This window comes from Legionella sp. km772, from assembly GCF_003989735.1.
Taxonomy (GTDB): domain Bacteria; phylum Pseudomonadota; class Gammaproteobacteria; order Legionellales; family Legionellaceae; genus Legionella.
In genome coordinates this window covers 13,214-39,840 of sequence record NZ_RZGQ01000002.1, presented here as the reverse complement: position 1 = coordinate 39,840, position 26,627 = coordinate 13,214, and the positions used below count along the sequence as shown (strand labels likewise).

The window sequence follows — 26,627 nt, the reverse complement described above, 5'->3', positions numbered from 1 at the left end:
GATAAATATGAACATTAAATTGACGTACAAGGTATTAAGGAACTCCGTATTAACCGTGTTATTTGGATGTTATTTCACATTAATAGGCATACAGGCATGCAGTATTAGCTCATTGATTACATCAAGTGACATGACGTTTTATGCGAATAATAAAGCCGTTCTACTTTTTCTATGTATGTGCTGGTTTTCAGGGCTTTTGTTGCTTTTTTCTTCACTTATTCGAACTTTGTATGCGTTTAGGTATTACTGGGAATGGCGATGTTATCGTGATTTATTGGGTGTGGTTCGTTATTTCATTGTGAACTGTTTTTTGTTTCTTTTTCCATTCTTGATTTTAAGTTACGGAAAATATGTCAATGGTGTGTTATTGGATAGTCGATTTTATTTAGGCATTGCGTTCATTAGTGTTCTGTTGGCTTGGAATCGATGCCTAGGACTTGATTATGAGGAACACACACTATGCGCCTAATCTTTTGTTTATTGATGCAGTTGCTTTTGTCTATCACGAGTTTTGCGCACACAGTTTCAGTGTATGTGAGCTTCTCAATGCCCAAGCAATTATTAATTGAAACATTAAAAGAAAGCGCTCAATTACAAATTCCTGCGTATATCAATGGGCTTTATCGTGATTCAATGAATGAGACGGCACTTAAAGTAATGGAATTAAGCAAGCGTATTCCTAATTTAAATTTAAACATTGATCCAACCAAGTTTGAGCGTTTTGGTATCCATCAAGTCCCAGCACTTGTAGTCGATGATGGAAAAGCCTTTGATGTGACTTATGGTCACTTGACGATTCAAGAAGGTTTAGCTCGTATGGCAGGTCGTGGTGAAGTCGATTTTACCCATAAAGAGATTAGGAGAATGGAATCGTGAGTAAATTTGGACTCATCCTATTAGTTTTCCTATGTACGGTTTGTGCTAGAGCGCAAAATCAGACTGATGCACTGCACGCACGTGATGAAGCTTTAAGGGCATTAAAAGGATTTAACCCTTCAACCGTATTAAAAGGGTATACGGCAAATCCCCAAGAATCAGCGCTTCAACCCTCCGAAGGGAGTAATGCGTTAGGTGCTGCGGGGTTGAATGCGTTAAAAAATAATGGAGCGGCTAGCGATGTTTATAGCCAGGCAGGTAGTCGTATCCGAGTGAAATCGAACCCTAAAAGCGCCGAAATGCAGTATGCGGAACGACTTCTTGATAATCCTGATGGTGTTTTAGACGGCGCATGCTATAAGGAACCTGGCGTTTGTAGTAATCAATCCGTCATTAAAACATGTGATGAGTCCGTTAACTACAGCATAACTTCCTGCAAAGACACATTAAATGTAAAGATTCAATCCATCACACAAAGTTTTTCCAGAACGGTGACCCCCGATTGGTTTCAATCAACGGCCACCTTTGATGTGACAGCATGTCCAGCACGCGATTGGCGTTGCACGCTTGCCAACACTGTTCTTTTAGCGCCTCATTGTGAACAGATTGTAGTGAGTGTAGCGCGTGCGAATCAGCCGATGCGAGTCACCAAACAACCTACGTGTGCCGATCCTACTGTGACGGTTCAATTTTCAGGCTGGGGATATTTTGCACCGTTGCAAGTCACTGTAACCGAACATGTAAGCGAAGAACAATGGAACATCAGTGAATGCGAGCGTATTAAAACGGGACACTCTAACAGTCAGTGCATTTTGGACGCCAATCAAACCTGCCTGGAACCTAATAAAGCTAAGATGATTGGTGGAATTTCGATAAAAAGGCCGTGCTGGGGAAGGGGATATAACTATCAATGCGCAACCGTTAATTCAAGTACCTGCACTCCTTTAATCAACCAAGGATGCTCGCAAACGGGTTCTAGCTGTATAGAGGCTAAGGCCAATCGGTGCGCACGTTATTCTCAAACCTTTTCCTGTAATAATCAGTTTTGTATGCCAGAAAAAACCGTGTGCCCAGGAAAAATAGGGTGTGCAGATGGGCAATGCGACGCTTCAAAAAACGAATCCAGTGATGATATGGCAGAAGGATTATCACGTCTTGGCGCGTTAGCCGGTGTTGCGGCAGATGTGTCGGCTAATCAGGTTCGCAGTGGAAGCCCCTCAATTTTTACAGGAAAAAACTCCACATGCCGCAAAGTCATTGCTAATGCACGTAATTGTTGTCGTGGTAGTCATCAGATGACCCATTGCAGCCAAGATGAGAAACGTCTTGCACAGGCAAAAGAAGAGGGGCGAGCGGCATATGTTGGAACTTATTGTGCCAGGAAAATTTTGAAATGTGTTGAAGAAAAAGAGTCATGGTGTGTCTTTCCAACCAAGTTATCTTCAATCATTCAGATTCAAGGGCGCTTGCGCCAATTAGGAATTAATTTTGGATGGGCAGGGGGTAAGGAAAATGTACCCAATTGTCGCGGCATTACCCCAGAAGAATTAGAGCGCATCAACTTTTCAGCGCTTGATTTATCTCCGATTCAACAAGAGTTGATTGCGCGTATGGCTTTACCCAATAACGGTTCGATTAATCGCAATAACCAATCTCATATTGAACGATTAAAGCAAAAGGAGCGTGCTCATGATTAGAATTATTTTGATGGCACTTTTGTTTCTTAATGGGGTTGTGTTTGCCGATAAGCCCGTTGGATTTCTTTGGTATACCAAAGAAAAAGAAACAAAAAAAGTTGAAAAAAAGGCACCGTCTGGGACTTCTTTTAAGAGCTTAAGCTATACCGAGCGCGATGCGGTTTTGCGCTTTTACACTATGGAAGCGCTTCATAAAGCACGGCACACCAAAAAAGTAGAGGATATGCGCGTATTTTTAAGCCTCCAGGATTACTGGCTTCAAGAATCATCAAAGTTTAAATCGTTATTTCAACAAACGATGTTGGCGCATCCTGAATATGACTATACAGTAACTCATCCAACCTCTAATCTGGGTGCCAAAATCACTGATGAGGTACGTGAATCACAAGCCGTAGAGGTTATAAACCGCTTATCACAATCTCATGGTCTGTTGTTTTTCTATCGAGGAAAGAGTCCTTATGATTTAAAACAAATTCCTATTATTGTTGATTTTTGCAAGCGATTTCACATTCAACTGATGCCCGTTAGTGTGGATGGTGCAACTGTGCCCGAGTTGCTTAATTCTCGAATGGATCAAGGGCAAGCTAATCGATTGGGGGTTCGTTATTTTCCTGCGCTGCTTTTGGCGAATCCCGCGAATCAGCGTGTTCTACCTGTGGCTTATGGCTTAACCACCCAGGATGTCTTGATGGAACGTATGAAACAAGTATACAGCCAATTTAAAGGAGAGGCATGATGAGGGTGCGTTTATTTTTGAGTGTATTGTTCGCTTTTATTGTCTTGGAAGCTAAGGCCTCCGGGTCGCAATGGCTAACTCATATGATTGCGAAGCAGGAGGGAGTAGTAACACATCAACGTGAAAAGCCACTCAATACAAATACACAACGTAAAGGATTTTTTAGTACCCATGGATTGATTCTGTTTTATGGCAGTCAATGCCCACACTGCAAGCAGTTTGCGCCGATTTTAAAGCAATGGGTGACTCGAACCAATGCAGAACTACTGCCTCTATCGTTGGATAATCAACCCTTACCTGAATTTCCCAAATTTCTACCGGCAACTACAGAATGGATTAATGCTGCATTTGGAGGGAATGCCATTAATTATCCGGCACTTTATGTGGTTAACCCTAAAACAAAAGCCTTATATCCAGTTGGTTTTGGCTCCATGACAGAAGCAGAGCTAAATGATCGTATGAATGCACTCATACCGAAAATTAATGCGTATGAACTCAAGGGGACGCTGTCATGAAAAAAATCGCGCTTACTCTTTGTTTACTGGGGTTTTTACCTACAGCTCACGCTAATGTGAGTCAAGATCTCGATAGTTTCTTTAATGGGATGGGCTATGCGTCCAATGTGACCTCACCTGCTGCCTTTGAATCCCAGGCCGCAGGATTTTTTGGTGGTGGTTCACTCTATGCCCGAAATCAGGTACGCCAATATCAGTTGGTGCAATTGGATTTGCCTAGTTATCGTGCCGGATGTGGTGGAATCGATTTATTCATGGGGAGTATGAGTTTTTTGAGCGAGCAAAAGCTCGTTGATTTAGGAAAATCAGTGATGACCAATGCCGGTGCTTATGCAGTGGATGTGATGCTCGCCTCTACGGTTCCTGAACTCAAACAGGTTAGGGATTATTTACAGCAACTAGAACAAATGGCCAATCAAGCAAGCATTAACTCCTGTCAGCTCTCACAAAACATGGTTGGTGGCATTTGGCCAAAAACCGCAGAAAGCCAGCAAAAAATTTGTAAAGACCAGGCTGCCATGGGTAAAGATGGATTGGTCAGTGATTACGTCAAAGCGCGCATGGCTTGTTCTGGTACTGGATTTGATAATGTGATGAACAAGGCATCTCAAGATCCTGAACGTAAAAAGCAGGTGGTTTTAAATAAAAATCTTGTATGGTCATTGTTGCAAGCCAAATCGTTTTTAAATAGTGACAGAGAGTTGGCTGAGATGGTAATGAGTCTTACCGGAACGCTAATTATTGATAAAGAGGGCAAAGTGACTAACGTACCCTCGCTTGCAGGAAATGCCGATTTAGTGAATGCGCTCATTGGTACTGGAAGTGGTTCGAGAACTGCAAAAATATGGCGCTGTAAAGACGCAGGAAGCAACAGCCAGTGCATGCAGGTAAGTTTGCAGGATATTACCATTCCAGAAGGATCAACGCTCACCTACAAGGTTCGTGAGATCATTCGCACCATTAATACCAAGTTAATTAATGACGAAAAACCAGCTGATCGCGAGCTTAATTTTTTAAGCATGACCTCACTTCCTGTTATGAAGTTTTTATCCGTATTAAACAGCATGCACTACGGCAGTAGTGCGGTAGATATTGAAGAGTATTCGATGCTTATCGCCCAGGACTTGCTAACCAATTACCTCACTGAATTATTGACCGAGGTGAATGTGGCTACGGCGGGATCTGAATTAAATACTGATCTCGTCAAAGAAATTCAAAAGCGAATTAATGAGGCAACTACGCGCGTGGCATCTATTGATCCCAAGGTAGGTCGAAAACTGCAAGAAAAGCTTACTTTGATTGAGCGCATGGCGCAAATTGAAAAGCAAGTGGCTTCTCAAATGAACAGCACTGCGGGTTAAGGAGAACAAGTGATGATAACGATTCATGTCTTGGCTGGTGGCGAATTATTCCAACATGTATTAAATGCAATTAGTGCCTTTATGAAACAGGATAGTTTTTTAGGGCTTTTGCGAATTACCGCGTTAATCGGAGTCGTCATGGCGACCATTGGTTTTATTAAAACCCGTGATCCGATGGCTTTTGCTCGATGGTTTATAGGTTATGTGCTGTTTGTGAATGTGGTGTTATTACCTAAAACTTCCGTATTAATTGACGACATTTCTTCGCAAACGCCGAAACTTGTGGATAACGTACCGGTGGTATTTGCCTTAAGTAGCAGCCTTGTGACTACGATTGGTTATGGTTTAGCACAATCCTATGATGCACTACTTACCATGCCTGATGATTTGCAATACACCAAAACAGGAGCTCTATTTGGGTCACGTTTGGTTTCTGCATCCACCTCATTTCGCATTAAAGATCCGGTGCTTAAGGAAGAAATGAATGAGTACTTCCGTGTCTGTGTTGTAGGCGATATTCGGTTAAACCGAAAATACAGTGTCGGTGATTTAGCGCACTCTACTGATATTTGGAACCTCATTTCTGGACGTGCATCGCCGCTTCGTATGACTTCTGTGAATGGCAAATTGGTTACTTGTCAGGAGGCATCAAAACCCGATGGCCAATACAGTTTGCGTAAAAAGCTGGATGCTGAAATTAAAAAAGCCTATACCTTTTTTGGAGTGAATTTGTTTGGAAAGCCTAAGCATACTACTTATGAAGCGCTATTTAGTACTCATCTTAAATCAGCCTTTGATTATTATCAGGGGCTTACCGACTCTTCCAGCAATATTTTTTTACAAAGCATGATGATTAATGCCATGGGCGATGGTGTGGCGCATTACCAGGCGTTTACCGATGCAACCGCAGGAATTGTGAACCAACAATTCACCAAATCCCAAGTGCAACACCGTTGGAGCTGGGAAGTATTAGGGCAAAAAGCCTTATGGATATTACCGATTACCCATACCTGCTTAACCCTTTTATTGTTTGGTGTATTTCCTTTGATTATTGCCCTAACCACGTTACCTGGTGGAGTGAAGATTCTTTACGGCTATATGCAGTTTTTTATGTCATTGCAATTTTGGCCGGTGCTTTTTGCAATACTCAATGCTGGAATGACCATTTATGGGGCTTCATCATCAGCGGAATACGGCCAATTTACGATGGTTAATCTGGATAAAATTGATGAATTGCACGCGGATATTTCAGGGGCTTGTGGTTATTTGATGATGCTTATTCCCTTTCTGTCGCACGGTTTGGTTTCTAATTTAGGTGGTGCATTCAGTAATCTTGCAACCAGCATGATGAGTCATATGCAAGGTTCCAGTATGTCTGTAGCGGGAGAGGCTGCCAGTGGCTCCTTTGGTCTTGGTCAAACCAGTTTTTACAATACGACCGCCAATAATTTTTCAGCCAATAAACACGATTCCAATTGGACTCACATGCATGGCATGCATACCGAGCAATTAGGCAGCGGTGTTTTAAAAACATTGACTGGTGGTGGGGATACCATCTTTGATGTGAGTCCTGGTATGACAAGAGGTGCCATATCAATTAATGCGCAGGAAGGACTCAGTGCATCACTGAATCAAGCGTATGAACATTCGACACAGGCCGCAAAAAACGAATCAGCACATTATCAAAAATCACTATCTAATTTTGCCCATCGTGCTTTGCAATTATCGCAATTGGCAGGACATGACATGCGTTTGGGTGATGGCGTATCAGAAAGTGAGACAGGGCAATACTCTAAAGCCCTATCTACGATTAGCCATATTGCCGAGGATGTATCGAATAGAACGGGTATGAGCAAAGAGGATGCGCTGGCGCATCTAACCAGTGGCGGGTTGGGTGCTCAGGCAGGATTTAAGAGCGATAAGAGTTTTGCTGGTAAGATTATCGGATGGGGAACAGGTCTTCATGCTGGTGGCGATGTGCATGCTAAATTTGAGCGTTCATCAACCAGCAGTGATCGATTTAATACAGGGGCAGATAGCTCGATTTCAGCGCGAGAGTCAAAAGATTTTAACGATGCGCTGAATTACGTGAACCATTTTGCGCAAAACCATCATTTTGATGACAGTCATTCGAAAGCGGCCAGTTTAAGTAATCAATTAGGTGCGGATTTACGTGAAGCTGCAACGGCAAGCCATAATGTGGATGCCAGCCTAAACCGTGCAGAGCGGATTAGCAATGCGAAAAGCTATGTGGAATCTCATTCGGCACAAATTTCCAAAAATCTGGATCAGGCATTCCCCGCTTTCGTTGAAAGCGCTATCGGAAAACAAGCTCGTGATGAGTTGTACAGTCATCCAGGCGATACTCAATCACTCAATAAATTACAAGCATTAGGTCAGGATTTTATTGCTCATAAACGCGATGAGCTTATCTCTGAATTTGGAAACCAGGGAAAATCAGCCCAGGTTGAATCGTTTTATCAAAAAGAAAACAAACATATAGAGAACAAAGAACACCAATTGGCCTCTGCCTTCCATCAAACGAGTAGTCAATTGAGTGAGGCAGGCAAGAAATTGGATGTCGGTTTTGATAGTCATCAGGCCACCCAATTTCAACAGAAGGTTAAAGGGGCAATTCATAAAACTGATATACAAAGTGAACAAGGGAAGGATTCACTTCACTATCAAAAAGAAGCAATAGCAACCCATACGAATCGTCTTATAGCCGAAGGAGCCGTTGATGCGAAGAAAAATTTAGCGTTACCTGAGAGTTTGACGAAAGCAAGCTTGCTACCCTCACGTGAACAACAAAAGGAGAACTAATCATGGATTCCCACGCATTACAACAAGCGATTAATGAAGATATAAAGCAATTAAAGCATCTTAAAATTGAAATAATACCTGCAAAAATCTATTACAGAGGACTGTTGCGTTTGAGCTTCTGTGCCTTTTGGAAAATCGGATTCGTTTTTTTATTAGCCACGGCATACGTCTACCTAACGTATACCAATCCCCATGCGGTAATGAATTCAATGTATTCGGGAGCTGTTCGTGGCGCAACTTTTTATGGAGCACAGATTAAAGATGTTCTTTTGATAACAAGCGGGATAATGGGTGTGGTCACGCTCGTTTTAACGCCTTCACTCAATTCGTATTTTCTCATTCAATATCATCTGAAAAATCAGCTGCAAACAGGTGATTATCTGGTCAAAAAATTACAAGGCGCAGGTTGGTTGTTTTGGGCATCGTTTAGTATTTTATCAATTCTTTTTGCCATCGGTTCAGAGCCTGGGGTGATTGTTATCTGCGAAGTGCTTTCGCTTGTCCTAAGTGCACTAGTGACCTTTTTTGTGATGAGTTTGGAGTTCAATCGTTTAGGTTTAAGTGTCTTGTATCAAGTCATAGGAACGTGGTTGAACAAGGATACCATGCATTCTTAATTTAATTACTTAAAAACCATACAGATCTATTTTTTGCCATCGAACAGGCATGGCTAGCTGCTGCTTTGCCTAAATAAAGTTGAAGGAGAATCCGTACATGCGCAATGAGCCTAATTTCAAACACTATACCCGTGGGGGACAAATCAGTTTCCATAATCTTCGGATGTGGGATCAAATCACCAAAACCTTAACCTTTATCTGTTTGTTTCTTTGGCTTGTCTTCACAGGAGTCATCGCCTTTTGGGTGACTTCCTATGAGCAGCTACACCAGGCAATTGCCTATTATTATGCCTTGTTTTTAAATCTGGTGGGGCAAAAGCATACCTTTACTGTACCTTTTCATGGAAAAGAGTACCGGCAAAGCGTGGAGTCGATACTTCATTATTCTTATTTTAAAAGTAATGCCGATCATACGGTCACGCTTCTTGGGCGTTCCGCTTTAGCTGGTTTTTTTATCGCTTTCTTCTTGGGCATTGCTCTAGCCATCTATTTTATTAAACGAGGAAAAGCGCAACGCGCTAACCAGTTTATACGTGGTAGCCGTCTTGAAGACTTAGACAAAGTGAAAGATCAAATCATCGAGGAACAGGCTCACTCGGATATTAGGATTGACGGATTTCCACTCCTTACAGGCAGTGAAGTGCAGCACCTTTTAGTGCATGGAACGGTAGGTACAGGTAAAAGCCAATTGATTATGAAAATCCTGGATAGCCTACGTCAAAGAGGGGATCGGGTTATTATTTATGATAAGGGCGCTGCATTCATTCCGCATTACTTTGATTCCAATAAAGATGTCCTTTTAAATCCTTTTGATGCGCGATGCCCCAATTGGGATATGTGGGCAGAGGCACCACGTGATTCTGATTTTGAAAACATGGCAGAAAGCCTTATTCCTATGCATGGGGAAAACGATCCCTTTTGGGTTAATGCCGCTCGTACCGTTTTTGCGAGCTGTGCCAGTCAAATGCGTCATGATCCGAATCGCTCGATTGAGCAATTACTCAAATTATTATTAACCGGTGAATTTTCACATTTAGAGCAATACCTCAAGGGGACCGCCGCGGCCACACTCGTTTCAGGAAAAATAGAAAAGACGGCCATATCTATACGCTCGGTGATTACCAGCTACTTAAAATCGCTTGCGACCTTATCGGGACTCGATTCAGAGGGAGTACCTTCTTTTTCCATTCGTGAATTCATTTTAAATGAAGACCATGACGGATGGCTTTTTATCTCATCCAATGGGGAACAACATACGTCATTAAAGCCCCTGATTTCCATGTGGTTAGCACAAGCCTCTTTAACCCTGCTCAGTCTAACGCCCAATCCAGAGCGCCGTGTCTGGTTTATTTGTGATGAATTACCCAGCCTGCACAAACTACCTCTTTTAGGTGAAACCATTGCGGAGGTTAGAAAGTTTGGCGGTTGTTTTTTATTAGGGATGCAAAGTTTCGCGCAGCTTACTAAAGTATATGGCCAAGCAGGAGGGGCTAAGGAACTCTTTGATTTACTCAATACCCGCTTTTTCTTTAGAAGTCCGAGTAGTGATATGGCACGCCTTGTGGCCAGTGAGCTTGGAGAAGAAGAAATTGAAGAATCACGTGAGAACTATTCCTATGGTGCCAACTCCATTCGTGATGGGATTTCATTAGGTTCTCAGCGTGTAACTCGCCCCATTGTTTCGTATCCGCAAATACTGGAATTAAAAGACTTAACTTGTTTTGTTCGCCTTCCAGGACAGTATCCCGTCACAAAGCTTGAACTGATTCATCAAAAACGTCCTGTGCATTTACAAGGGTTTGTTGCGCGAGACATGCCTGTTATTGAACACAGTATTCACAGTGATGAGGTAGATGACTTGCCAGAAGACGAATCAAGCGTAGGTAGTGAGGTTACGCCTGCATCCACCAAAGACAAAAAACCTGATCCAAAGCCCAATCAACGTAAACGTAAGAAACCAGCCGAAGCATTAATGCATGAGGAAGCACAGTTTTTATAAATCATCAGGAGGATTGCCATGCTCAGTATTCAACCCCTTAAAAGTGCGTCAGGTTCTGCCAATTATTACCTGAATGTGGTGAACTACTATTCTAATGATTCTAAAAGCATTCGTTGGCTTGGAGAGGGTACCAAGGCGCTATCACTTCATAATCAACCCGTTGAAAAAGAGCAGATGCTGGCACTGCTCGAAGGCAGGCTTCCTGATGGCACTCAATTAGGACGAATCGATAAAGAAGGCATACATCATCGACCTGGATTTGATATGACGGTATCTGCACCCAAATCGTTTTCAATCCTTTTAGAAAGTGGTGCCGATCCAAGACTCGCTGAGGCTTTGGATAAAGCCGTGGAATGGTTTGTGGCTGAAATGGAGCAGGAGTTTGCTCAAGCCAGGCTCATGGTCAATGGTGAAATTGAGTACGTGGACACGAAAAACTTTGTAGTAGCCGCCTTTCGACAGCCTAATTCAAGAGCCAATGAGCCTCAATCCCACGTTCATTTGGTAGCCATGAACATGACCCAATGTAAAGACGGAAAATGGCGATCACTTGCTTCAGATATGAGCGCTGAACGGGGCGTTGTCGAACAAATCATGAAAAACCATATTTATGGCGGCTTAAAATTCAGGAATAAGCTGGGCAATTTAACCAAGGAGCTGGGTTATACCCTGGAAACAACGGGTGATGGTCTTTGGGAGATTAAGGGCGTACCCCAAGAAGTACGTGCATTTTTTTCCACCAGAAGGGAAGACATAGAGCAGTACATGGAAGAGCATGGACTTCAAGGCGCACGAGCTGCAAGCAAGGCTGCACAGCGAACAAAAATGGACAAAGAAATTGTTGATTTTGATTCATGGAAAGCCGATATTTTACGCTCCTGTAAATCATTGGGGTTTGATGCGAATCAGTTTGTGTCTCAGGTTAAGGAGCCTAAAAGCATTTTTGCACGTATCAAAGAGACCGTTGTACACCAGTTTTTTGATAAAGAAAAATTTCAAACAATTAAGGGCAATGAAGCTGTGACGGTTGCTATTGAGTCCGTCAGTCAGCACCATGCGGTGTTTTCGCCTCAGAAGATTAAAGAATATGCGTTAAAACACCTCATTGCCTCGGATTGGGTCGTTGATGAGCGTTATATCAATCAAGCGATTGAGCACCAAATTCGCAGCCAAAAACTCTATTGTGCAGAGCATCCTGTGACACAAAAACCCATGTTAACCACGCCCTGGCAATTGCAGCTCGAAAGCGACACCCTTACGCGGATGGAGCAAGGAAAAAATGCCATTCACCCCATCGCTTCTGAATTTCAAGTGACTTCTTTTATCAAAAAGAAAGAAGCCGAGCTGAATTTTTCGTTATCACCGTCACAAAAGAAGGCCGTGCATGGTTTTTTAACCTCTCATGATCGGTTCATGGCCATCCAGGGTTATGCTGGTACTGGAAAAACCACCATGTTGAAATTGACCCGTGAATTGGCAGAATCGAAAGGGTATCAATTAAGAGGGATTACCGCAGGAAGCTCTGCTGCTAGCGAGCTGCAATTAAAAGGAGGTCTTAATGCGGCAACCTTTGCGCGTGAACTGATTCGTTTAAAAAAGAACAAAGAAGATTTAACACGCATCATTTTTGTAGTGGATGAAGCCTCAATGTTGTCTAATCCCCAAGGCCATAAAATCATGCAATTGATTGATGAAGCAAACAGCCAGTTAAAAATCATTGGGGACAGGGCGCAGTTGCCCAGTCCATCTTCTGGCCGCTGGTTTAGTCTAATTCAGGATTATGGCATCTCAACCGTTGAGATGACGGATAATCTTCGCCAGGAAGAAGGATTACTAAAAGAATCGGCCATTCATGCTTCTCGTGGTGAAATTTATGACGCCGTTGAAAAACTAACGGTGGTCAAAGAACATGAGTCCTATCAGCAACGCATTGAAGAAGTAGCGAATACCTGGCTAAACCTCTCATCCATTGAGCGAAAGGAAACCCTGTGCTTTGCACCAACGCATAAAAATAGAAAAGACATTACGGAAATTATTCGAAACCGCTTAAAAGAGGAAGGCGTGTTAACTGGTGTTACCCATCATCAAAAGATTTTAATCGCACGCCCCATAACCAGTATAGAGCTTAGGAACAGCATTTATTACGCATCGGGCGAGGTAGTACGTTTTAATATCACGCTACCAAGATACAACATCAAGTCTGGTGATTACTTAACCGTTCAAGACATTACATCCAAAAATAAAAAAGCAAACACCTTAAGTCTATTACGTGATAATGGCAGAAGCATCACGGTTCCTTTAAGTGCATTGCCACAATTCAATCCATCTGAAAAGGATTTAGAGCGCCCAATCGAAGTGTATCGTGAGGGAAGGATTGAGATTCAGACCGGAGATATCATTCAATGGAAACGTAATGACGAATCAAAAAAAATCCACAACTCAGATACTGCAACTATTAAAGCCATTTCTAAAGATGAAGTACTGATTATTAATAAAAACAATCAAGAAGTTGTCTTAAAGCACACAGACTCCGTTTTAAAACATGTAGATCATGGTTATGTCCTAACAACCTATGGGGCGCAGGGCAAAGACAGCAAACGAGGCATTGGCTTAATCGAGAGTTTAAATCGATTTGCCGCAACCATTGAACACTTTTATGTGGAAGTTACTCGCGCCGTGAAAGAAATGATCGTGGTGACCGATGATAAACATCACTTGGTCAAAGCCATTACTACCCGTGATTCAGAAAAAGGTTCATCCATTGAAGCAATTGACAGTGCAACGCTTAAGAGCCACATGGGCAAAGAGAATACTAATGAACGCTCTTTACAACAGGTTATTGCGAAAAAACAAATTCGTGAAGAACACTGGATGCAACTGGAACAAACTATTGTCGCCTACAATGAAGCGAAACAAAGCGCCAACTCAAAAGCATCATCACTTCTTGCGTATAAAATCGTAACGGATAAAGACTGCTACCGATTAGCACAAGCACGGTTGTCTCATGGATACAAAAGCTATCGCCGTGATGCACTAACGCTTCAAACAGCGCGTCTTTCTGCCCATTTAACCGAAGCTTCGCGAACCCATTTTAATACGGTCAAACAGTATGTGCTCTTATCTGAGCGAGTTGCTAAAGAGACGCAACGTTTAAGTCAACTTACTGAGGTTAAAAATGACAAAAGTGCGAATCAAAACCTGTTGCAAAAGAAGTACCAGACACTCAATAAGTTAGCACATACGATTGCAACCGATCTTAACAGCCACAAAGAATGGCTTACTCATTTTTCCATAGGTGTTGCGAACCGTTTAGGTCTTCCCCAGCATCATATTGAAGCAGAAAACCAGAAAGCCTATGCTCGTCTTGAACGTTTATCCAGGCAAGCAAGCCATCATCAAATGCACCAAAAGGTTCAGGACTACATTCATAGTGACGCAGAGCTTAAACCCTTGCTTGCCCAGCAAATAAAAAGAGAATCCAAATTAGCTCATCGATTCATTATGGACTTGGCAAAAACGCACAGGCAATCACCCGATACATTATGGAAAGCCATTCATACCGATGCAAGAGCACAAAGCGACAGGCTTTTTCGTCAGGGTTTAAATGGCGAAGGGAAAAGAGCTTTTGATTTGGTGAAAGAGCTTAAAATCCTGCAAGTGGAACTAAGAACATCCTGGAAGAGTTCTTTAAACGATGCAGAAAAAAAAGACCATCCCAAAATCGATCTGCAAACTCAGCAGTTGCTCGCACTTAAAAACAAAATATCCGCAGAGCTTATTACAACACCAGCCCTAAAGGAGGTTGCTTCTTATTTTAAACTCGATCTCGATGCGTTAAAAAAGCACAGTACGCAACACCATTATCGTGAAACAGTACAGCAATTTATGGCATCAACCAGTCATTTTAAAGAGCGTTTACAGTGCGCGCACCTCATTAAAGAGAACATCCAGGGACATTACCCTTATCTGGTTGAGGCGAATATGGATAATCGACTCTTAGCCAAGTATTTGCGCGTAGTGGAGCGTTCAGAGCGTATTAGCGAGCTGGAAGGCTTGGAGCAAGAAGCGTATAAAAAAATACTTCATTATAAAAAGGCCAATTATGAAGCGAACACCCATTGGAAAGCACATTACGCACTCACACCCGCTGCACGCAAAACCAATATCCAGTTCGCGCAACGTGCTAGCCTTCAAACAGGATTGAGAGATGCTCTGGCATATTCGTTACGGGATTCACCCTGGCTTGACATTCATTTACATTTAGAACGTATTGATAGGGAAAAAATAAACCAGCAGGCACAAGTCCATGAAACAAAGCGCCATCAAATTCAGGAAATCAACGGACTGGCTTCAAAACTCATGAAGCAATACACAACGCTTGAGCATCAAAACAATGCACTTAGCATTAAAGCATGGAAGACGAATTGGGCGCAGCTCACCCAGGAGCTAAACCGTATTCAAAATAATGCTTCATTTCAAGAAGCACTCAAAGGACATGACGTATTACTAAACCAGGTGAGTCAATTCGATGCCCATTATAAAGAGCACTATCAGATAGAAACTAAACCTAGGTCAACAGTACAACAACCTAATAATCCAACCCTTAAAACAATAAAGAACCAGACACCGTTTCTTGATGCACACACCATTAATGAAGCGTTAATGGTTAACCCAATAGAAACTTACACCACCATTTTCGGAGAGCCTAAATCATTAAGCTCAAAAGAAATGCGCTATAGCGGAGGATTACTTGTAGCACTTAAAGGAAGCAAGCAAGGTCTTTGGTATGATTTTGGCCATGGGCAAGGAGGAACACCCATTGATGCAATTATGTCTTCAAGAGGGCTGAACTTTAAAGACGCTCTTCGTGTCGCCGCAGATTTAGCAGGGATAACCCCAAACAAAGAAGCCGTGACGTTTATAACGCCAAGAATAAATGAGCGTATACAAACAGATGAGCGACAACTGATTGAAAACAAGAAGGCTTCTGCCAAAAGTATTTGGGAGGGTAGCGTACCCATTCAAGGGACGTTGGCAGAAACCTATCTTAAAAAGCATCGAGGCATTGAACAATGCAACGAACTCAATGTGCGCTTTTGGCCACCTGGCGCCAAATGGATTAATTGCGATGACGAGGGAAAGTTGGTTTCTAAAACCAATCAAATTCCTGCACTTATCGTTCCTGCCCATAATGCAAATCATCAACTGACAGGGGTGCAAAGGATTTATCTTGATGCAACGACTTGCGGTAAAAATCAGTTCATGGACAACCCGAAACTCTCTAAAGGAATCATTGAAGGAAGTGCTGCCGTGCTACAAAAAGGCATGAAGGGTGCGAGTGTGTACCTGTGTGAAGGCCCAGAGACAGCCGCCTCTTTGGCTTACGCCTTTCCTACGGCCACAGTTATTGCAGCGCTTGGGATCAGTAATATAAAAAATATGGCTCCATTGCTTCAACAAATACACGGCAAAGAAGTGATTATTGCAGCCGATTATGATGGGAAGCAATCACGAACATCTTTAATTATTAAGGAAGCTATTGATGCCTTAAAACGACAAAGTATTGATGTAAAAATTGTATCGCCTGAACCCATTAAAACCTTAACTAAAACGGATTGGAATGATGTACTAATCCATCAGGGGAAAGAATCAATCCAAATACAATGTACTGGAATTAAAACGGTAAATAAATCCGTTTTATTCGATATAAACAGCACCATAAACGCGGATAAAACAGTTGCTCATGGAAAACATAATAAGTCGGAATCACTTACTGAAAATGATCGGATGATTAAGAAAACAAATGATAGTTCTTTGCCACGATTAAAAGAAATGGAGATGGAATTATAGACAATAACCATCAATTAAAGATGAGTTCAAACTAATTATATTGCACCTAAAAAACAATAATTTATTCATTAAAAGGAAGTATCATGCGCTACACATTACCGATATTATTAGCATTTATTCTGGCATTATTAGGAACTTTTTTTATGCTCAACATGCCAATTTATGACATTGAACTATTTTTTATAATAAATAGGATGCCTATCTTCATTTTGTTACTAATAATTGGTTTATTGACATATAAAGGATGGATAAATGGTTTTAAAAAAATAAACAGGTACTCATGGGGAATTATTGTATTCTATCTATCAGGAACCTTAATTATGGAGTACCAGACACATCAATACAGCGTTCCATTTGAGGGAATTTTTATTACCACACCATTAATACTGGCTTTTATTTTTTGGTCACAAAAATCCAGTGATTATTTGCTATCAATAGACAATGCGTATTCCTCGAGTGATGGATTTAAAGTGGATTTATTTTTAATAACAACTGCATTTTTAGTAACCGGTTGTATCTCATTAATTACAGAAATTAACAATGTTGACCTAAGAGGGTTTTGGCCTTTTTATTTGTTTTTTATCAGTGTATATGGGTTCATTTTTTCGCTAACCTATTCGGAAATAAGCCTACAATTTAAAGTAAAACACAAAAATTACACCTTGTGTTTTTCTGCAATAATCGTGTTGTTATATAGTTTGCTTTTTTTATTTCCAAAACATAATTTTTTGTTTGATTTAGTTGGCATCGAGCCATTTTACGGGTTATTACTTATTATGATTGGCATTCATTTTTTAATCTGTTTCATGTCCAATATGAAAAGAAAAACAGCTGAAAATTAAAATCGTGTTTACTATAAAATGTCGAGAAATTTCGCCTTAAATTTCTCCATTAAAATCAATTTTTCCTAATTATTTTGCAATCAATTCATTATATTTATCCAAAGTTTCCTGAGTTATTTTTGCGATTTTATCAGGGCTTAATTTAAAATTTTCTGTAGCAATCTCTTTAATAATTCCATTCATTTGAATAATTAATTTATTACAGTGTTCTTCAATTTTTGATGGCTGCTCGTCCTTATTTTCATTTTTATTATTGGCGACAAGCAAGCCTAACTCCACTAATTTTGAAACGGTATAAGAAACACTGGATTGCTCTTTTTTGGAAAATTTGAGTACTTGTGTATGCAAGGAGTCCGGCATAGTAATCGTAATTCGAGCCATATTTTATCCTGTAACGGGTGAAATTATTCGATATGCATTAGTGCATACTTTTAATTATATAATATTATGCCACATAATAGAATATACTAAAAATAATCCTTTAATTTTAATGGTTAAAATAAAAAGGTATGCGTATTTGCATACTATAATTAATCTGTTATATAATACAAATATGCAAATGTGCATACATGAAATTACCTACATATAGAGCATTTTTATATGGTTTTTGTGAAATGGTTGGTTTAATCAAAAAAATATTATAAATTTCAATGAGTTATGCAAATCAACACGTTGCGAAAGGTGTGCTTGTTTTTAGAAGTTACTATTCTATGTTTTTATTTACCATGATTTTCTTATGGTTTTTATTTGATTTTTTGTTAAGCGCAAGTCAATTGCGCGTGTGTGATTGACTCGATTGGTGATGTTCTCTACCATCTGACTTAATACTTTAAAAAGGAGTTTTAAATGATCATGCTTCCAATCTTAATAGTTGTTTTGTTTTTAGCTATCATTATTACCAATGCAAAAAACGCAAAAAACAATAAACAAAATTTCGAAATTGAATCAAATCAAACACAATATAATCCTGCAACGGGGCTGCCAATGATTGGTGCTTTAGATAGCATGGGAAATTCTATTGGAACAAGTGCATCTGATAGAGACAATTATTGGAATAATGATTATCATCGTAATTCAACATACAATAGCAGCAGTTATGATCCATTCAATAATCGCTATTAACACTATTTTATAAATTTTAATTGAGGACTTACTATGGCTTTAATCAGTGCAAAAATAACACCTGAAAAAGAAAAAATTAAAATCGAAATAACCAAAGATATCTACTCGGAAATAAAGGCGTACTGCTCATGGGCTGGGATCGATGATATTAGTCATTTCTTTGAAGAATCATCTGTTATGATTTTCGCAAAAGACAAAGAGTGGAAACAACACAGAAGAGAGAAAAAACTTACTACTGAGTCAGCGTAGAATTTATCTTTAGGATTTACATATGAAAAAAATTATTATCGCGTTATTATTTTCAATTCCTTTTGTTTCATTCGCCCATAATGGTACTTCCAATGAAAGCATTCAGCAATTAAAAAAGATGTGCGATCAAAAGGAATCAGATGAATTAAGAAAGCAATGTTATTCGCATTATGAAAGCCGACAAAATAAAGCGGATAGAATGGCTGAATTGATTAGGGAAAAAGCCCATTCATAAGTGGGCTTTTTTATTCGCTATAAATTTCTTACATTTGGCTTAATTCCCAATCCCCAAAATACCCCTCATTGGTTTTAATTAAATCCTCATAAACGCGCATTTCTAAAGCGTCCGCAACCTCATCCCATCCCGTTAAATCCTTGGCTGTCTTTAAAGCGGTATCATTAACAAAAAAGGCTCTTGGTACTCCATAAGTCCATATAATTCCATCAACTCCGTTAAGTATTGCGCCTTCAAAACCCCAATCATTCATTTCTTGTTCTGGATTATTACGTCCGTGGTATAATCTTAATTTCATCATTTTCCTTTTATCAAATATTAATCTTGATTTTTTCCCACTATTAGAGGCCGCAATTTAAGTTTACGACCTCTATTTCATGTGATTAATCAATCGCTGAGTAAATGTCTACTGCTTCCTTGTGGTGTTCGATGTAATCTCGCAGTAAATAGTACTGATGGATTGTTTTATCCGATTTAGTCATCCAACAAAATTGATTAAGGACACATAGGGTTGTAATAATTCCAGCAGCATCTGAGCTCACTTGCCCATCATAGCCATTACCTTCCACATAAATGGGAAGTTGCTCATCTATGTCAGGAGCCAAGTAGAAGCCACGATTACTCAATTCGTAAAAATGCCAGTAGCCTCCGTCATAAGAGGAGCACATCGTTCTTAATGTGTTATAGATGGCTTGTTCGGCTCTTATCATCAGTGAGCCAAAATGCTTAGGCAAGAAGGAAAGGCGTTGATTGTCGCTAACTAATTGTGCAGTAATTATTGTAGTCATGTTAGATCCTTATTTTGATTTCTGATGTTCTTAATGAACATGATTATTATTACAAAAATCCGATATTAAGTCAATATAAAACAACTATTTAAAAGTTGTTTTATATTGACTTTTATTGGGATGCTATTCCATAATCAGACAATCAATCACTTGGAAATTAATCTGATGAAAAAAGTACTCCGCTTTGAAATGAAGCAAAACTTACGAAGACCAACACGGATTTATGTGAAATCACCCGATCTGAAAACCAGCTATGGCTATTTTCATGCGGACAATCCTTCTTCATTTGATGGATGGAGCCTGCTCACCGAAGAGCAGACCACTGAACTGGCTTTGTTTATTCAAAACATTGAAGCAATAAATGCCCTGTTAGGGAGTGAGGCCAGTAATAAATTGATGGATTTTAGATTTCGCTTACCCATCGATTTTGTAACAACCTTGCATGAACTTACCTCCATTTTTAATCACCAAAACATTAAATATAATTTTTTTGAGGCAGCCCTTACTGGCATCATTCAACAAATGAAGATGGCCACAGTGCAACTGGATGATGAAAAAAAACAAGAGGCATTAACCTTATTGGATAAAATCGGACTGGCCACCTATAAAAAACTCGATCTTACCTCACCTGTTCAGGCTGTATTTTCTGAGCTTTTGGCCGTTCATAATAAATCTGAAAAACTACACAAGAAAGCCCTAGCCCTATTTGATAAAGATAAAAGTTACTCACCCAAAGCCATCGAAGGAATGGCCAGTGGTGAATCACAACCTGCAAAGTGGTTGGTGGCGTGTGCTATTGATATATTAATTGAGGAACGCTTACCGATTTTAGAAAGGTGTTTAAACGATAATGAGTTATTTTTATTGTGGGCAAAACCGCTTTTAGACAACGAGTTCAATCGAGAGCTATTGCTTAACAGAATACGCGCCCTTAGCTGGCATAACATGGAACAAATCTTAGTCTCTTATCACCCCAAAGCGCATTCATCATGATTGTTACTCAGCTTTTGGTTTTATATCATGGCATAACCTAGTAGCCTCAGTGACGTTAATTTGCTTCATTCTTGTTTTAAATTCAGCCTCGCTGAGCCTTTCGCATTGATCTAAATCAAATCGGCTTACAGAAGCAATTGGACGGGGATTGCTCTCTTTTTCCCACGTTACTCTCAAAAGATATTTGTCCTGTATCTTTGTATAGATAATATGCGCATACAGATTATCGTCATGAAAAATTTTTTTATAATCCATCCAATCTTGAGAATTTTTATCAATAGACCAGCAGAGTGATTTTATCTGACACTCATTATAACGACTTTTCCCCTTGAACAAGTCATTTAAAAAGTTTTTAAGCCCCTGATTACCAAAATAAGTATGCCCCTCGTCACCATAATGTTTAAAAAGCAGTTCTGACAAGCGTTCTGTTGGGCTTTTTTCGGTCACAAAAAAATAAGGCCACAAAATGGGCTTGAGAATCAAATAGCGTTTAACATCAGGTCTTTTGAGCAGTAAATCACGGTTATAATAGGCTTTTAAGCGTTGAAAATTGAGAAGACTCTTGATGGAGTAACTTAAGGTAATTAATCCACCAACCACATACAACACCAGCAAAAATTCTTCTACACTTACATCCATTGCTTATCACCCTGATTCCCAATTAAAAAATAATCCTTACATGAGGATTTAAAACGATAGGCTATTATAACATTCTTGTGGTGCAATTGGCGTACACTGCGGTTCAGTTACGCGGTGTATTCTGTTAAAATTACATTAATGACGAACACAAACAATTCTTCGTATTGGATTTTGAGCACAGTCGGGTTATAATATAATTAACCATACCCGCCACGCCTCTTCACAATGCGGACCAGGGCGGGTTATTTATTTTATGCATTCAAAAATGGTTTTTAATAAACCACCTCTTTCCATACCAGAACAAATTCATCATTTACGACAGAAAGGGCTATCGCTGGATAATGAACAAGAAGCCAGCCATTATCTGACAATGATTGGTTATTACCGCTTGATGATTTATTTTAAACCTTTCCTCATAAACTCTGAGGCAGGGATCCGCCAATTTAAACCCAACACGCGGTTTTCCGATCTTTTAAATTTATATGTCTTTGACAGAGAGTTGCGCTTATTGGTTACCGATGCATTAGAGCGAATAGAAGTCTCTTTTCGTACCGCCATATCCAATGCAATGAGCCTGAAATACGGCGCGCACTGGTATCTATGCGCTGATTTATTTTCAGCCATCGAGCAGCACCACATGTTTCTTGAAGAAGTCAAATCACATCTGAGACGCTCACACGAAGACTTTATTAAAACCTACTATGCCAAATACCATCAGCCCGAACACCCACCGAGCTGGATGGTCATGGAATGCATTTCTTTTGGTACGGTATCCAAGCTCTATGCCAATATTAAAGACCGTACTGTCAGAAAAGAAATTGGGGATACCCTTGGGCAATATAGCGAAATCATCAAATCATGGATGCGCTCACTGACCTACACCAGAAATTTATGCGCGCACCATTCTCGCTTATGGAATCGATTTTTCGTCAATAAACCCAAAGTTCCAGAGATCAAAGTACCGTTTGATCACAACGAGAGTCCTTTCTATCTGCAAGCCTATATTATTCACTCACTATTAAAAAACAGCGCACCTGATAATCACTGGCGAGAGAAATTACTTCATCTTTTTAAAAACAACCCATCTATCCCCTTTATAAATATGGGATTTTCAGAAGATTGGGAACAAGATGGCTTATGGGTGTTGGAATAAATAATATGAACCTAAATGAATCAAGTATCCTAACACAAGAAAATGACATCCGATGGGAACATCCAAGACCCCTTTTGCCCTCATTGGATCCAGAAACGCATTATCCCGCAGAAGCGCTTCCTTCTATCCTTAGAAAGGCCGTAACCGCTTACCAATGCTACGGCCAGCAACCCATAACATTGGTTGCATGCAGTGCTTTGGCCAATCTTTCACTGGCTTGCCAAGCGCTTGCCAATGTCGCTCGCGACAGATATTTAATAAGCCCTGTTTCTCTTTACTTTTTAGTAGTTGCCCAATCAGGCGAACGCAAAAGCGCTGCTGATAACGTATTTTCAAAACCATCAAGGTCATGGGAAGCTGGGATCAGAAAAAATCGCGAACCAGATGTGCAGGCAGCATTAACACTGCATCAAGCCTGGCAAATGGAACGCGATGGCTTGTTGAGTCAAATCAAACGCGCCATGATGACGGGTGAAGACACTACGTTTTATAAAGACTTTTTGGCACGACTCATTCGCATTGAGCCAGATATTCCATTGCTACCTACCTTGTATTTCGAAGACGCAACCCAAGAAGCACTGGCCATCCATTTAGCGCGTGGTTGGCCAAGTGCCTCATTGTGGTCTGATGAGGCGGGAATTGTATTGGGCAGTCACAGCATGCAATCCAACCCTGCTCGCTTTGTTGCCCTACTCAATCGTTTATGGGATGGAAAATCGTTTACGGCACACCGCAAAACCACAGACAGCTTTACCCTGCAACATCGAAGGCTCACTTTAAATCTCATGATGCAGCCTTTTTTGTTGCAAACAATGACCAATCAGCATCAAAATATTAGCCGACAAAGCGGGTTTTTACCTCGTTGTCTGCTGGCCTACCCTAAAAGCGCCATGGGTGTTCGATTCTATCAAGAGCCACCTGACTCAAAATCCTACCTCGATGGTTATGAAGCACGAATTACTGACTGTCTGAATCAATCGCTAAATTTAAACAGAAAAGGATGTGACAAGCTACCCACCCTTTTTATGAGTATTGAAGCAAAACGAGCTTGGGTACAGTTTTTTAATGCGGTTGAGTCTGGGTTAAATTATCAGGGACAGTGGGCAGGGCTTCAGGACTTTGCCAGTAAAGCCGCTGAAAACGCAGCACGGCTTGCCGCTCTTTTTCATTTGTTTGAAGGAAAAATGGGTGATATTGGTTCGGAATCGATGGAGCAAGCCATTGAGATCATTCATTGGCACATGAAAGAAACAAGGCGATTATTTGATGCAGGAAATCAAACCAATGAACTGGCCGATGCGCAAACACTGTTTCAGTGGCTTAAGGATAAAGGGTTGAATCAAATCACCGCACGCGATATTCAACGTTTAAGTCCATTACGTGATATTGAGCGTCGTGATAACGCAATAACGGTTTTAATGGAGCACCAGATGGTACGATTAACCAAAGAGGGAAGCAAAATGACCCTGGAGTTAAATCCCCTTTGTTTTCATAATTGAAATCCGATTACAATTAAATCTGCGACACCGCGACACTTGCGACACAAGAAGGTATAATGGGTGATTTTTATTAAGGGCTCATAACATAATGACTGATGATTTATTTGTTTCGGCATGGAAGAAAGGAATTCAAATAGTAGGTGTTGAATTTTTTAATATAAAGGCATCATCTCTTGATGCTGCACAGAAAAAATGGCAATTAGAACCTAATTACAGCTTTATTCAAAGCGCTATGGGTGGCTACAGTCATGGAAAACAAGTGCTGTTGGCGATGATGTATTCTTTTTTTAATCCAGAAGATGGTCAAAAACTTCTTGAGAAAACCCAAGCACCCAATTTTGTGCAAGCGCTATCTGTTCTAAATCATGACGCTCGACAAATTATTTCTGAATTATGGTTACATCACACTGGGTGGTAACGATTTGCTTATAAATAAACTTTATCTTTGCGACAGGTAGCGACACAACTAAAACTCATCCAAACAAATCGCTGTGAGAGCCTGTTCGCGATAATCGTAACAATTGTATGCGATCATCTTTAATGATCTTATAAATTAATAACCAATCGGGGGTAAGGTGGCATTCACGATAACCACCCCAATTTCCGGTAAGACTATGATCCTTATGTTTCAGATCCAAAGGCTCTTCCTTTTGCAATTGCTCAACAATGGAGTCCAGAAGCTTCCTGCTTTTCCCTTGTTTTGTAATCTTTTTTAAATCACGCTTAAATTGTGTCGCCAATTCTAATTCAAGCATTATCTACAGAATCCCATACATCCTTCATTGTTTTAAATCGCTCGCCTTTACCTGATTCCAGTTCTGCCATGGCATCCCGTGTCTCTTTGTTCGGTATTTTTACCTCAAACGGCAGGCCATTTTGAAGACAGACCTGGCTATAGAACAGTCGAATTGCCTCGGCTGTAGATAAACCTACCTTATGCAAAATCGCCTCGGCCTGCATTTTAAGAGCAGGCTCAATACGAGCATTAATTGTTGCCGCCTTACTCATCTTAGTTACTCCAAAAGTGCCTATACTTTAATTGTATAACAAATGCATTACATTTTCAATTTTTCCAATTTAGCTGACTATCACAAGGGTGTACCCTTGTGATAAATTTTGCCTTACCTTTAAATCGCTTGTTTTCCCTATCAATAGAATCCGGTTTTTATTTATGATAATGTACTATCACCACTTTTAGATATTATTGATAGGTAAATTCATGGCGCTTGTTGGTTATGCCCGCGTATCCACCATTGACCAAAATTTGGATATTCAACTGGAGGCTTTGAAAGGCGCTGGATGCAAAAAAATCTTTTCTGAGAAAAAAAGTGGTGCTTCAAAAAAAGACCGAACCGCTCTGGATGAATGTATGGAGTACATTCGTGAAGGCGATACGCTGGTTGTGACCCGAATTGACCGACTAACCCGAAGCATTCTAGATTTGCAAACCTTACTGCATTATTTAAAAGAGAAGGCGATCCACCTAAAAGCATTGGAGCAACCAGTGGATACCTCTAATGCCTCAGGTAAATTCTTTTTGGATATGCTGGGTGTATTTGCTGAGTTTGAAACCAATCTTCGCCGTGAACGACAATTCGAAGGCATTGAACGCGCCAAGCGCGAAGGCAAATACAAAGGGAGAAAACCTACAGCACGCTCCAAAACTGATGACGTGATGGAGTTAATCAATCAGGGCTTCACACGTACTGCCATTGCTAAAAAACTGAATATGGGTATTGCCAGTGTTTATCGTATTCTTAAAACCCATCGCCAGGATAATCCTAAAGAAACAATACCTGGAAGCCAGGGAACTCAAAAAATTGCCGTGGTTGAAGTCTGGTTGCGCGTGGAAAATAATAACAAATTTGTGCGTGGAAAAAATGAATCCAGACGGCAAATCGAGCAATACTGCTTTTCAGCCTTTGATATGGTTAAAAAAGACAACGATAGCTGGGAATACATTCTGAAAATTCCTTATACTCATGATAAAGATCTGGATGAAACCCTTTATGATTTGATGCATGAGGCTGAATCGATTGCCGATTGCCGCAATGGTTTTACAGAAATGAGCATCACGGAACCTGCAACCGGAAAATCCTGGTGATGATTCCCTGGTTCACCACCCTACCCTGGGTTCGTTACCTTAATTTTAAAATAAAAGCGTGTTTTCATACCGCCCGTTTTGAAAAGGCAACACGCTATTACGTCATTCGCCTGGAGCAGGATTTATTAGGTGACTGGACGCTTTGTGTATCCAATGGACGTATCAAATCAAGACTAGGGCAAAGCCGTATTATTGCTTTTGAACACTTTTATGATGCCTTTGAGCACTTTTGCCTCATGGCAAAAGAACGACATCAACGCGGTTATCATCCAGTATCCTATGACACCGAGGATTTTCTATATCAAACCATGGTGCTCTTGGCATGTAGTACAGAAAAGCCCGTGACTGCACAAAAAAGAAAGGCTGCAACACATAAAAAACAGGTTAAATCACCATCAAGGCCAACTCCAGCGGTTCAGTATCCACTCCATAGCATTCAACAAATGTCATTGATTTTTTAACGTTATATTTTTACTGATCTAATTGGGCTAGCGCTCCTCTATTTCAATCACCTTTTCAAAACCCTACC

The 26,627-nt window shown here is 40.4% G+C and carries 26 protein-coding genes; 20 read left to right on the top strand and 6 right to left on the bottom strand.

The window, feature by feature from the left end:
* Positions 1-7 precede the first annotated feature (7 nt).
* The 11 genes from ELY15_RS00710 (at position 8) to ELY15_RS00660 (ending at position 17,316) form a co-directional block, all read left to right on the top strand.
* A complete protein-coding gene (locus tag ELY15_RS00710) occupies positions 8-469 on the top strand; it encodes a hypothetical protein (protein WP_127097732.1) in 462 nt (153 codons plus the stop codon).
* Positions 460-876 carry a type-F conjugative transfer system pilin assembly protein TrbC gene (gene trbC, locus ELY15_RS00705; protein ID WP_127097731.1) on the top strand — a complete coding sequence of 139 codons (417 nt, stop codon included), beginning with the start codon at positions 460-462 and terminating at the stop codon, positions 874-876. Before ELY15_RS00710 ends, trbC begins: the two co-directional genes overlap by 10 nt.
* Positions 873-2,573, top strand: coding sequence for a type-F conjugative transfer system mating-pair stabilization protein TraN (gene traN, locus ELY15_RS00700; RefSeq protein WP_127097730.1), 1,701 nt, complete (start codon positions 873-875; stop codon positions 2,571-2,573). Before trbC ends, traN begins: the two co-directional genes overlap by 4 nt.
* Positions 2,566-3,309, top strand: a complete 744-nt coding sequence (traF, locus tag ELY15_RS00695) for a type-F conjugative transfer system pilin assembly protein TraF (RefSeq protein ID WP_127097729.1) — start codon at positions 2,566-2,568, stop codon at positions 3,307-3,309. Before traN ends, traF begins: the two co-directional genes overlap by 8 nt.
* A complete protein-coding gene (trbB, locus tag ELY15_RS00690; RefSeq protein WP_233586467.1) occupies positions 3,306-3,824 on the top strand; it encodes a type-F conjugative transfer system pilin assembly thiol-disulfide isomerase TrbB in 519 nt (172 codons plus the stop codon). The genes traF and trbB overlap by 4 nt, the downstream gene beginning before the upstream one ends.
* Complete coding sequence (locus ELY15_RS00685; protein ID WP_127097728.1) at positions 3,821-5,185, top strand: conjugal transfer protein TraH; 1,365 nt, start codon at positions 3,821-3,823, stop codon at positions 5,183-5,185. The genes trbB and ELY15_RS00685 overlap by 4 nt, the downstream gene beginning before the upstream one ends.
* Positions 5,186-5,197: 12 nt before the next feature.
* Positions 5,198-8,008, top strand: a complete 2,811-nt coding sequence (gene traG, locus ELY15_RS00680) for a conjugal transfer mating-pair stabilization protein TraG (protein ID WP_127097761.1) — start codon at positions 5,198-5,200, stop codon at positions 8,006-8,008.
* A 2-nt stretch (positions 8,009-8,010) separates the two neighbouring features.
* On the top strand, positions 8,011-8,625 hold the full coding sequence (locus ELY15_RS00675; protein WP_127097727.1) for a hypothetical protein: 615 nt from the start codon (positions 8,011-8,013) through the stop codon (positions 8,623-8,625).
* Between the two features lie 97 nt (positions 8,626-8,722).
* Entirely contained in the window at positions 8,723-10,624 is a 1,902-nt protein-coding gene (traD, locus tag ELY15_RS00670; RefSeq protein ID WP_233586466.1) for a type IV conjugative transfer system coupling protein TraD, read from the top strand.
* An 18-nt stretch (positions 10,625-10,642) separates the two neighbouring features.
* Complete coding sequence (gene traI, locus ELY15_RS00665) at positions 10,643-16,474, top strand: conjugative transfer relaxase/helicase TraI (RefSeq protein WP_127097726.1); 5,832 nt, start codon at positions 10,643-10,645, stop codon at positions 16,472-16,474.
* An 83-nt stretch (positions 16,475-16,557) separates the two neighbouring features.
* A complete protein-coding gene (locus ELY15_RS00660; protein ID WP_127097725.1) occupies positions 16,558-17,316 on the top strand; it encodes a hypothetical protein in 759 nt (252 codons plus the stop codon).
* A gap of 69 nt (positions 17,317-17,385) precedes the next feature.
* Here the strand turns inward: ELY15_RS00660 and ELY15_RS00655 are convergent, their stop codons facing one another.
* Positions 17,386-17,697 (bottom strand): hypothetical protein, encoded by a 312-nt coding sequence (locus tag ELY15_RS00655; RefSeq protein WP_127097724.1) that lies wholly within the window; start codon positions 17,695-17,697, stop codon positions 17,386-17,388.
* Positions 17,698-18,162: 465 nt separating this feature from the next.
* Here ELY15_RS00655 and ELY15_RS00650 point away from each other — a divergent pair, with 465 nt between their 5' ends.
* Genes ELY15_RS00650 through ELY15_RS00640 form a run of 3 tightly spaced genes read left to right on the top strand, consistent with a single transcriptional unit; the run spans position 18,163 to position 18,922 of the window.
* Positions 18,163-18,438, top strand: a complete 276-nt coding sequence (locus ELY15_RS00650) for a hypothetical protein (RefSeq protein WP_230309924.1) — start codon at positions 18,163-18,165, stop codon at positions 18,436-18,438.
* Between the two features lie 33 nt (positions 18,439-18,471).
* Positions 18,472-18,687: a hypothetical protein gene (locus tag ELY15_RS00645; protein WP_062760249.1), complete on the top strand. Its 216-nt coding sequence runs from the start codon at positions 18,472-18,474 to the stop codon at positions 18,685-18,687.
* A gap of 22 nt (positions 18,688-18,709) precedes the next feature.
* Positions 18,710-18,922, top strand: a complete 213-nt coding sequence (locus ELY15_RS00640) for a hypothetical protein (RefSeq protein WP_127097723.1) — start codon at positions 18,710-18,712, stop codon at positions 18,920-18,922.
* A gap of 28 nt (positions 18,923-18,950) precedes the next feature.
* On the opposite strand, the gene ELY15_RS00635 is transcribed toward ELY15_RS00640, so the two are convergent.
* Positions 18,951-19,223, bottom strand: coding sequence for a hypothetical protein (locus ELY15_RS00635; RefSeq protein ID WP_233586459.1), 273 nt, complete (start codon positions 19,221-19,223; stop codon positions 18,951-18,953).
* An 82-nt stretch (positions 19,224-19,305) separates the two neighbouring features.
* Positions 19,306-19,710 (bottom strand): antirestriction protein, encoded by a 405-nt coding sequence (locus ELY15_RS00630; protein WP_127097721.1) that lies wholly within the window; start codon positions 19,708-19,710, stop codon positions 19,306-19,308.
* Positions 19,711-19,875: 165 nt separating this feature from the next.
* On the opposite strand from ELY15_RS00630, the gene ELY15_RS00625 reads away from it, so the two are divergent.
* A complete protein-coding gene (locus ELY15_RS00625; RefSeq protein ID WP_233586457.1) occupies positions 19,876-20,703 on the top strand; it encodes a hypothetical protein in 828 nt (275 codons plus the stop codon).
* Positions 20,704-20,706: 3 nt separating this feature from the next.
* Here ELY15_RS00625 and ELY15_RS00620 read toward each other — a convergent pair whose 3' ends face one another.
* The gene (locus tag ELY15_RS00620) at positions 20,707-21,342 is read right to left on the bottom strand and encodes a hypothetical protein (protein ID WP_127097720.1); all 636 of its coding nucleotides are present in this window, start codon (positions 21,340-21,342) and stop codon (positions 20,707-20,709) included.
* A 265-nt stretch (positions 21,343-21,607) separates the two neighbouring features.
* Here ELY15_RS00620 and ELY15_RS00615 point away from each other — a divergent pair, with 265 nt between their 5' ends.
* The 3 genes from ELY15_RS00615 (at position 21,608) to ELY15_RS00605 (ending at position 24,412) form a co-directional block, all read left to right on the top strand.
* The gene (locus ELY15_RS00615; protein WP_233586455.1) at positions 21,608-22,495 is read left to right on the top strand and encodes an Abi family protein; all 888 of its coding nucleotides are present in this window, start codon (positions 21,608-21,610) and stop codon (positions 22,493-22,495) included.
* Positions 22,496-22,500: 5 nt separating this feature from the next.
* The gene (locus ELY15_RS00610) at positions 22,501-23,994 is read left to right on the top strand and encodes a YfjI family protein (RefSeq protein ID WP_127097718.1); all 1,494 of its coding nucleotides are present in this window, start codon (positions 22,501-22,503) and stop codon (positions 23,992-23,994) included.
* A gap of 88 nt (positions 23,995-24,082) precedes the next feature.
* Positions 24,083-24,412 (top strand): hypothetical protein, encoded by a 330-nt coding sequence (locus tag ELY15_RS00605; protein WP_127097717.1) that lies wholly within the window; start codon positions 24,083-24,085, stop codon positions 24,410-24,412.
* 55 nt (positions 24,413-24,467) lie between these two features.
* Here the strand turns inward: ELY15_RS00605 and ELY15_RS00600 are convergent, their stop codons facing one another.
* Both ELY15_RS00600 and ELY15_RS00595 read right to left on the bottom strand, forming a co-directional pair.
* The gene (locus ELY15_RS00600; RefSeq protein WP_127097716.1) at positions 24,468-24,749 is read right to left on the bottom strand and encodes a type II toxin-antitoxin system YafQ family toxin; all 282 of its coding nucleotides are present in this window, start codon (positions 24,747-24,749) and stop codon (positions 24,468-24,470) included.
* Positions 24,742-25,002: a type II toxin-antitoxin system RelB/DinJ family antitoxin gene (locus ELY15_RS00595; protein ID WP_062723413.1), complete on the bottom strand. Its 261-nt coding sequence runs from the start codon at positions 25,000-25,002 to the stop codon at positions 24,742-24,744. The genes ELY15_RS00600 and ELY15_RS00595 overlap by 8 nt, the downstream gene beginning before the upstream one ends.
* Before the next feature lie 211 nt (positions 25,003-25,213).
* Here ELY15_RS00595 and ELY15_RS00590 point away from each other — a divergent pair, with 211 nt between their 5' ends.
* Both ELY15_RS00590 and ELY15_RS00585 read left to right on the top strand, forming a co-directional pair.
* Positions 25,214-26,098 (top strand): recombinase family protein, encoded by an 885-nt coding sequence (locus ELY15_RS00590; protein ID WP_127097715.1) that lies wholly within the window; start codon positions 25,214-25,216, stop codon positions 26,096-26,098.
* Entirely contained in the window at positions 26,098-26,559 is a 462-nt protein-coding gene (locus ELY15_RS00585) for a WGR domain-containing protein (RefSeq protein ID WP_127097758.1), read from the top strand. The genes ELY15_RS00590 and ELY15_RS00585 overlap by 1 nt, the downstream gene beginning before the upstream one ends.
* The last annotated feature ends 68 nt before the right edge of the window (positions 26,560-26,627 follow it).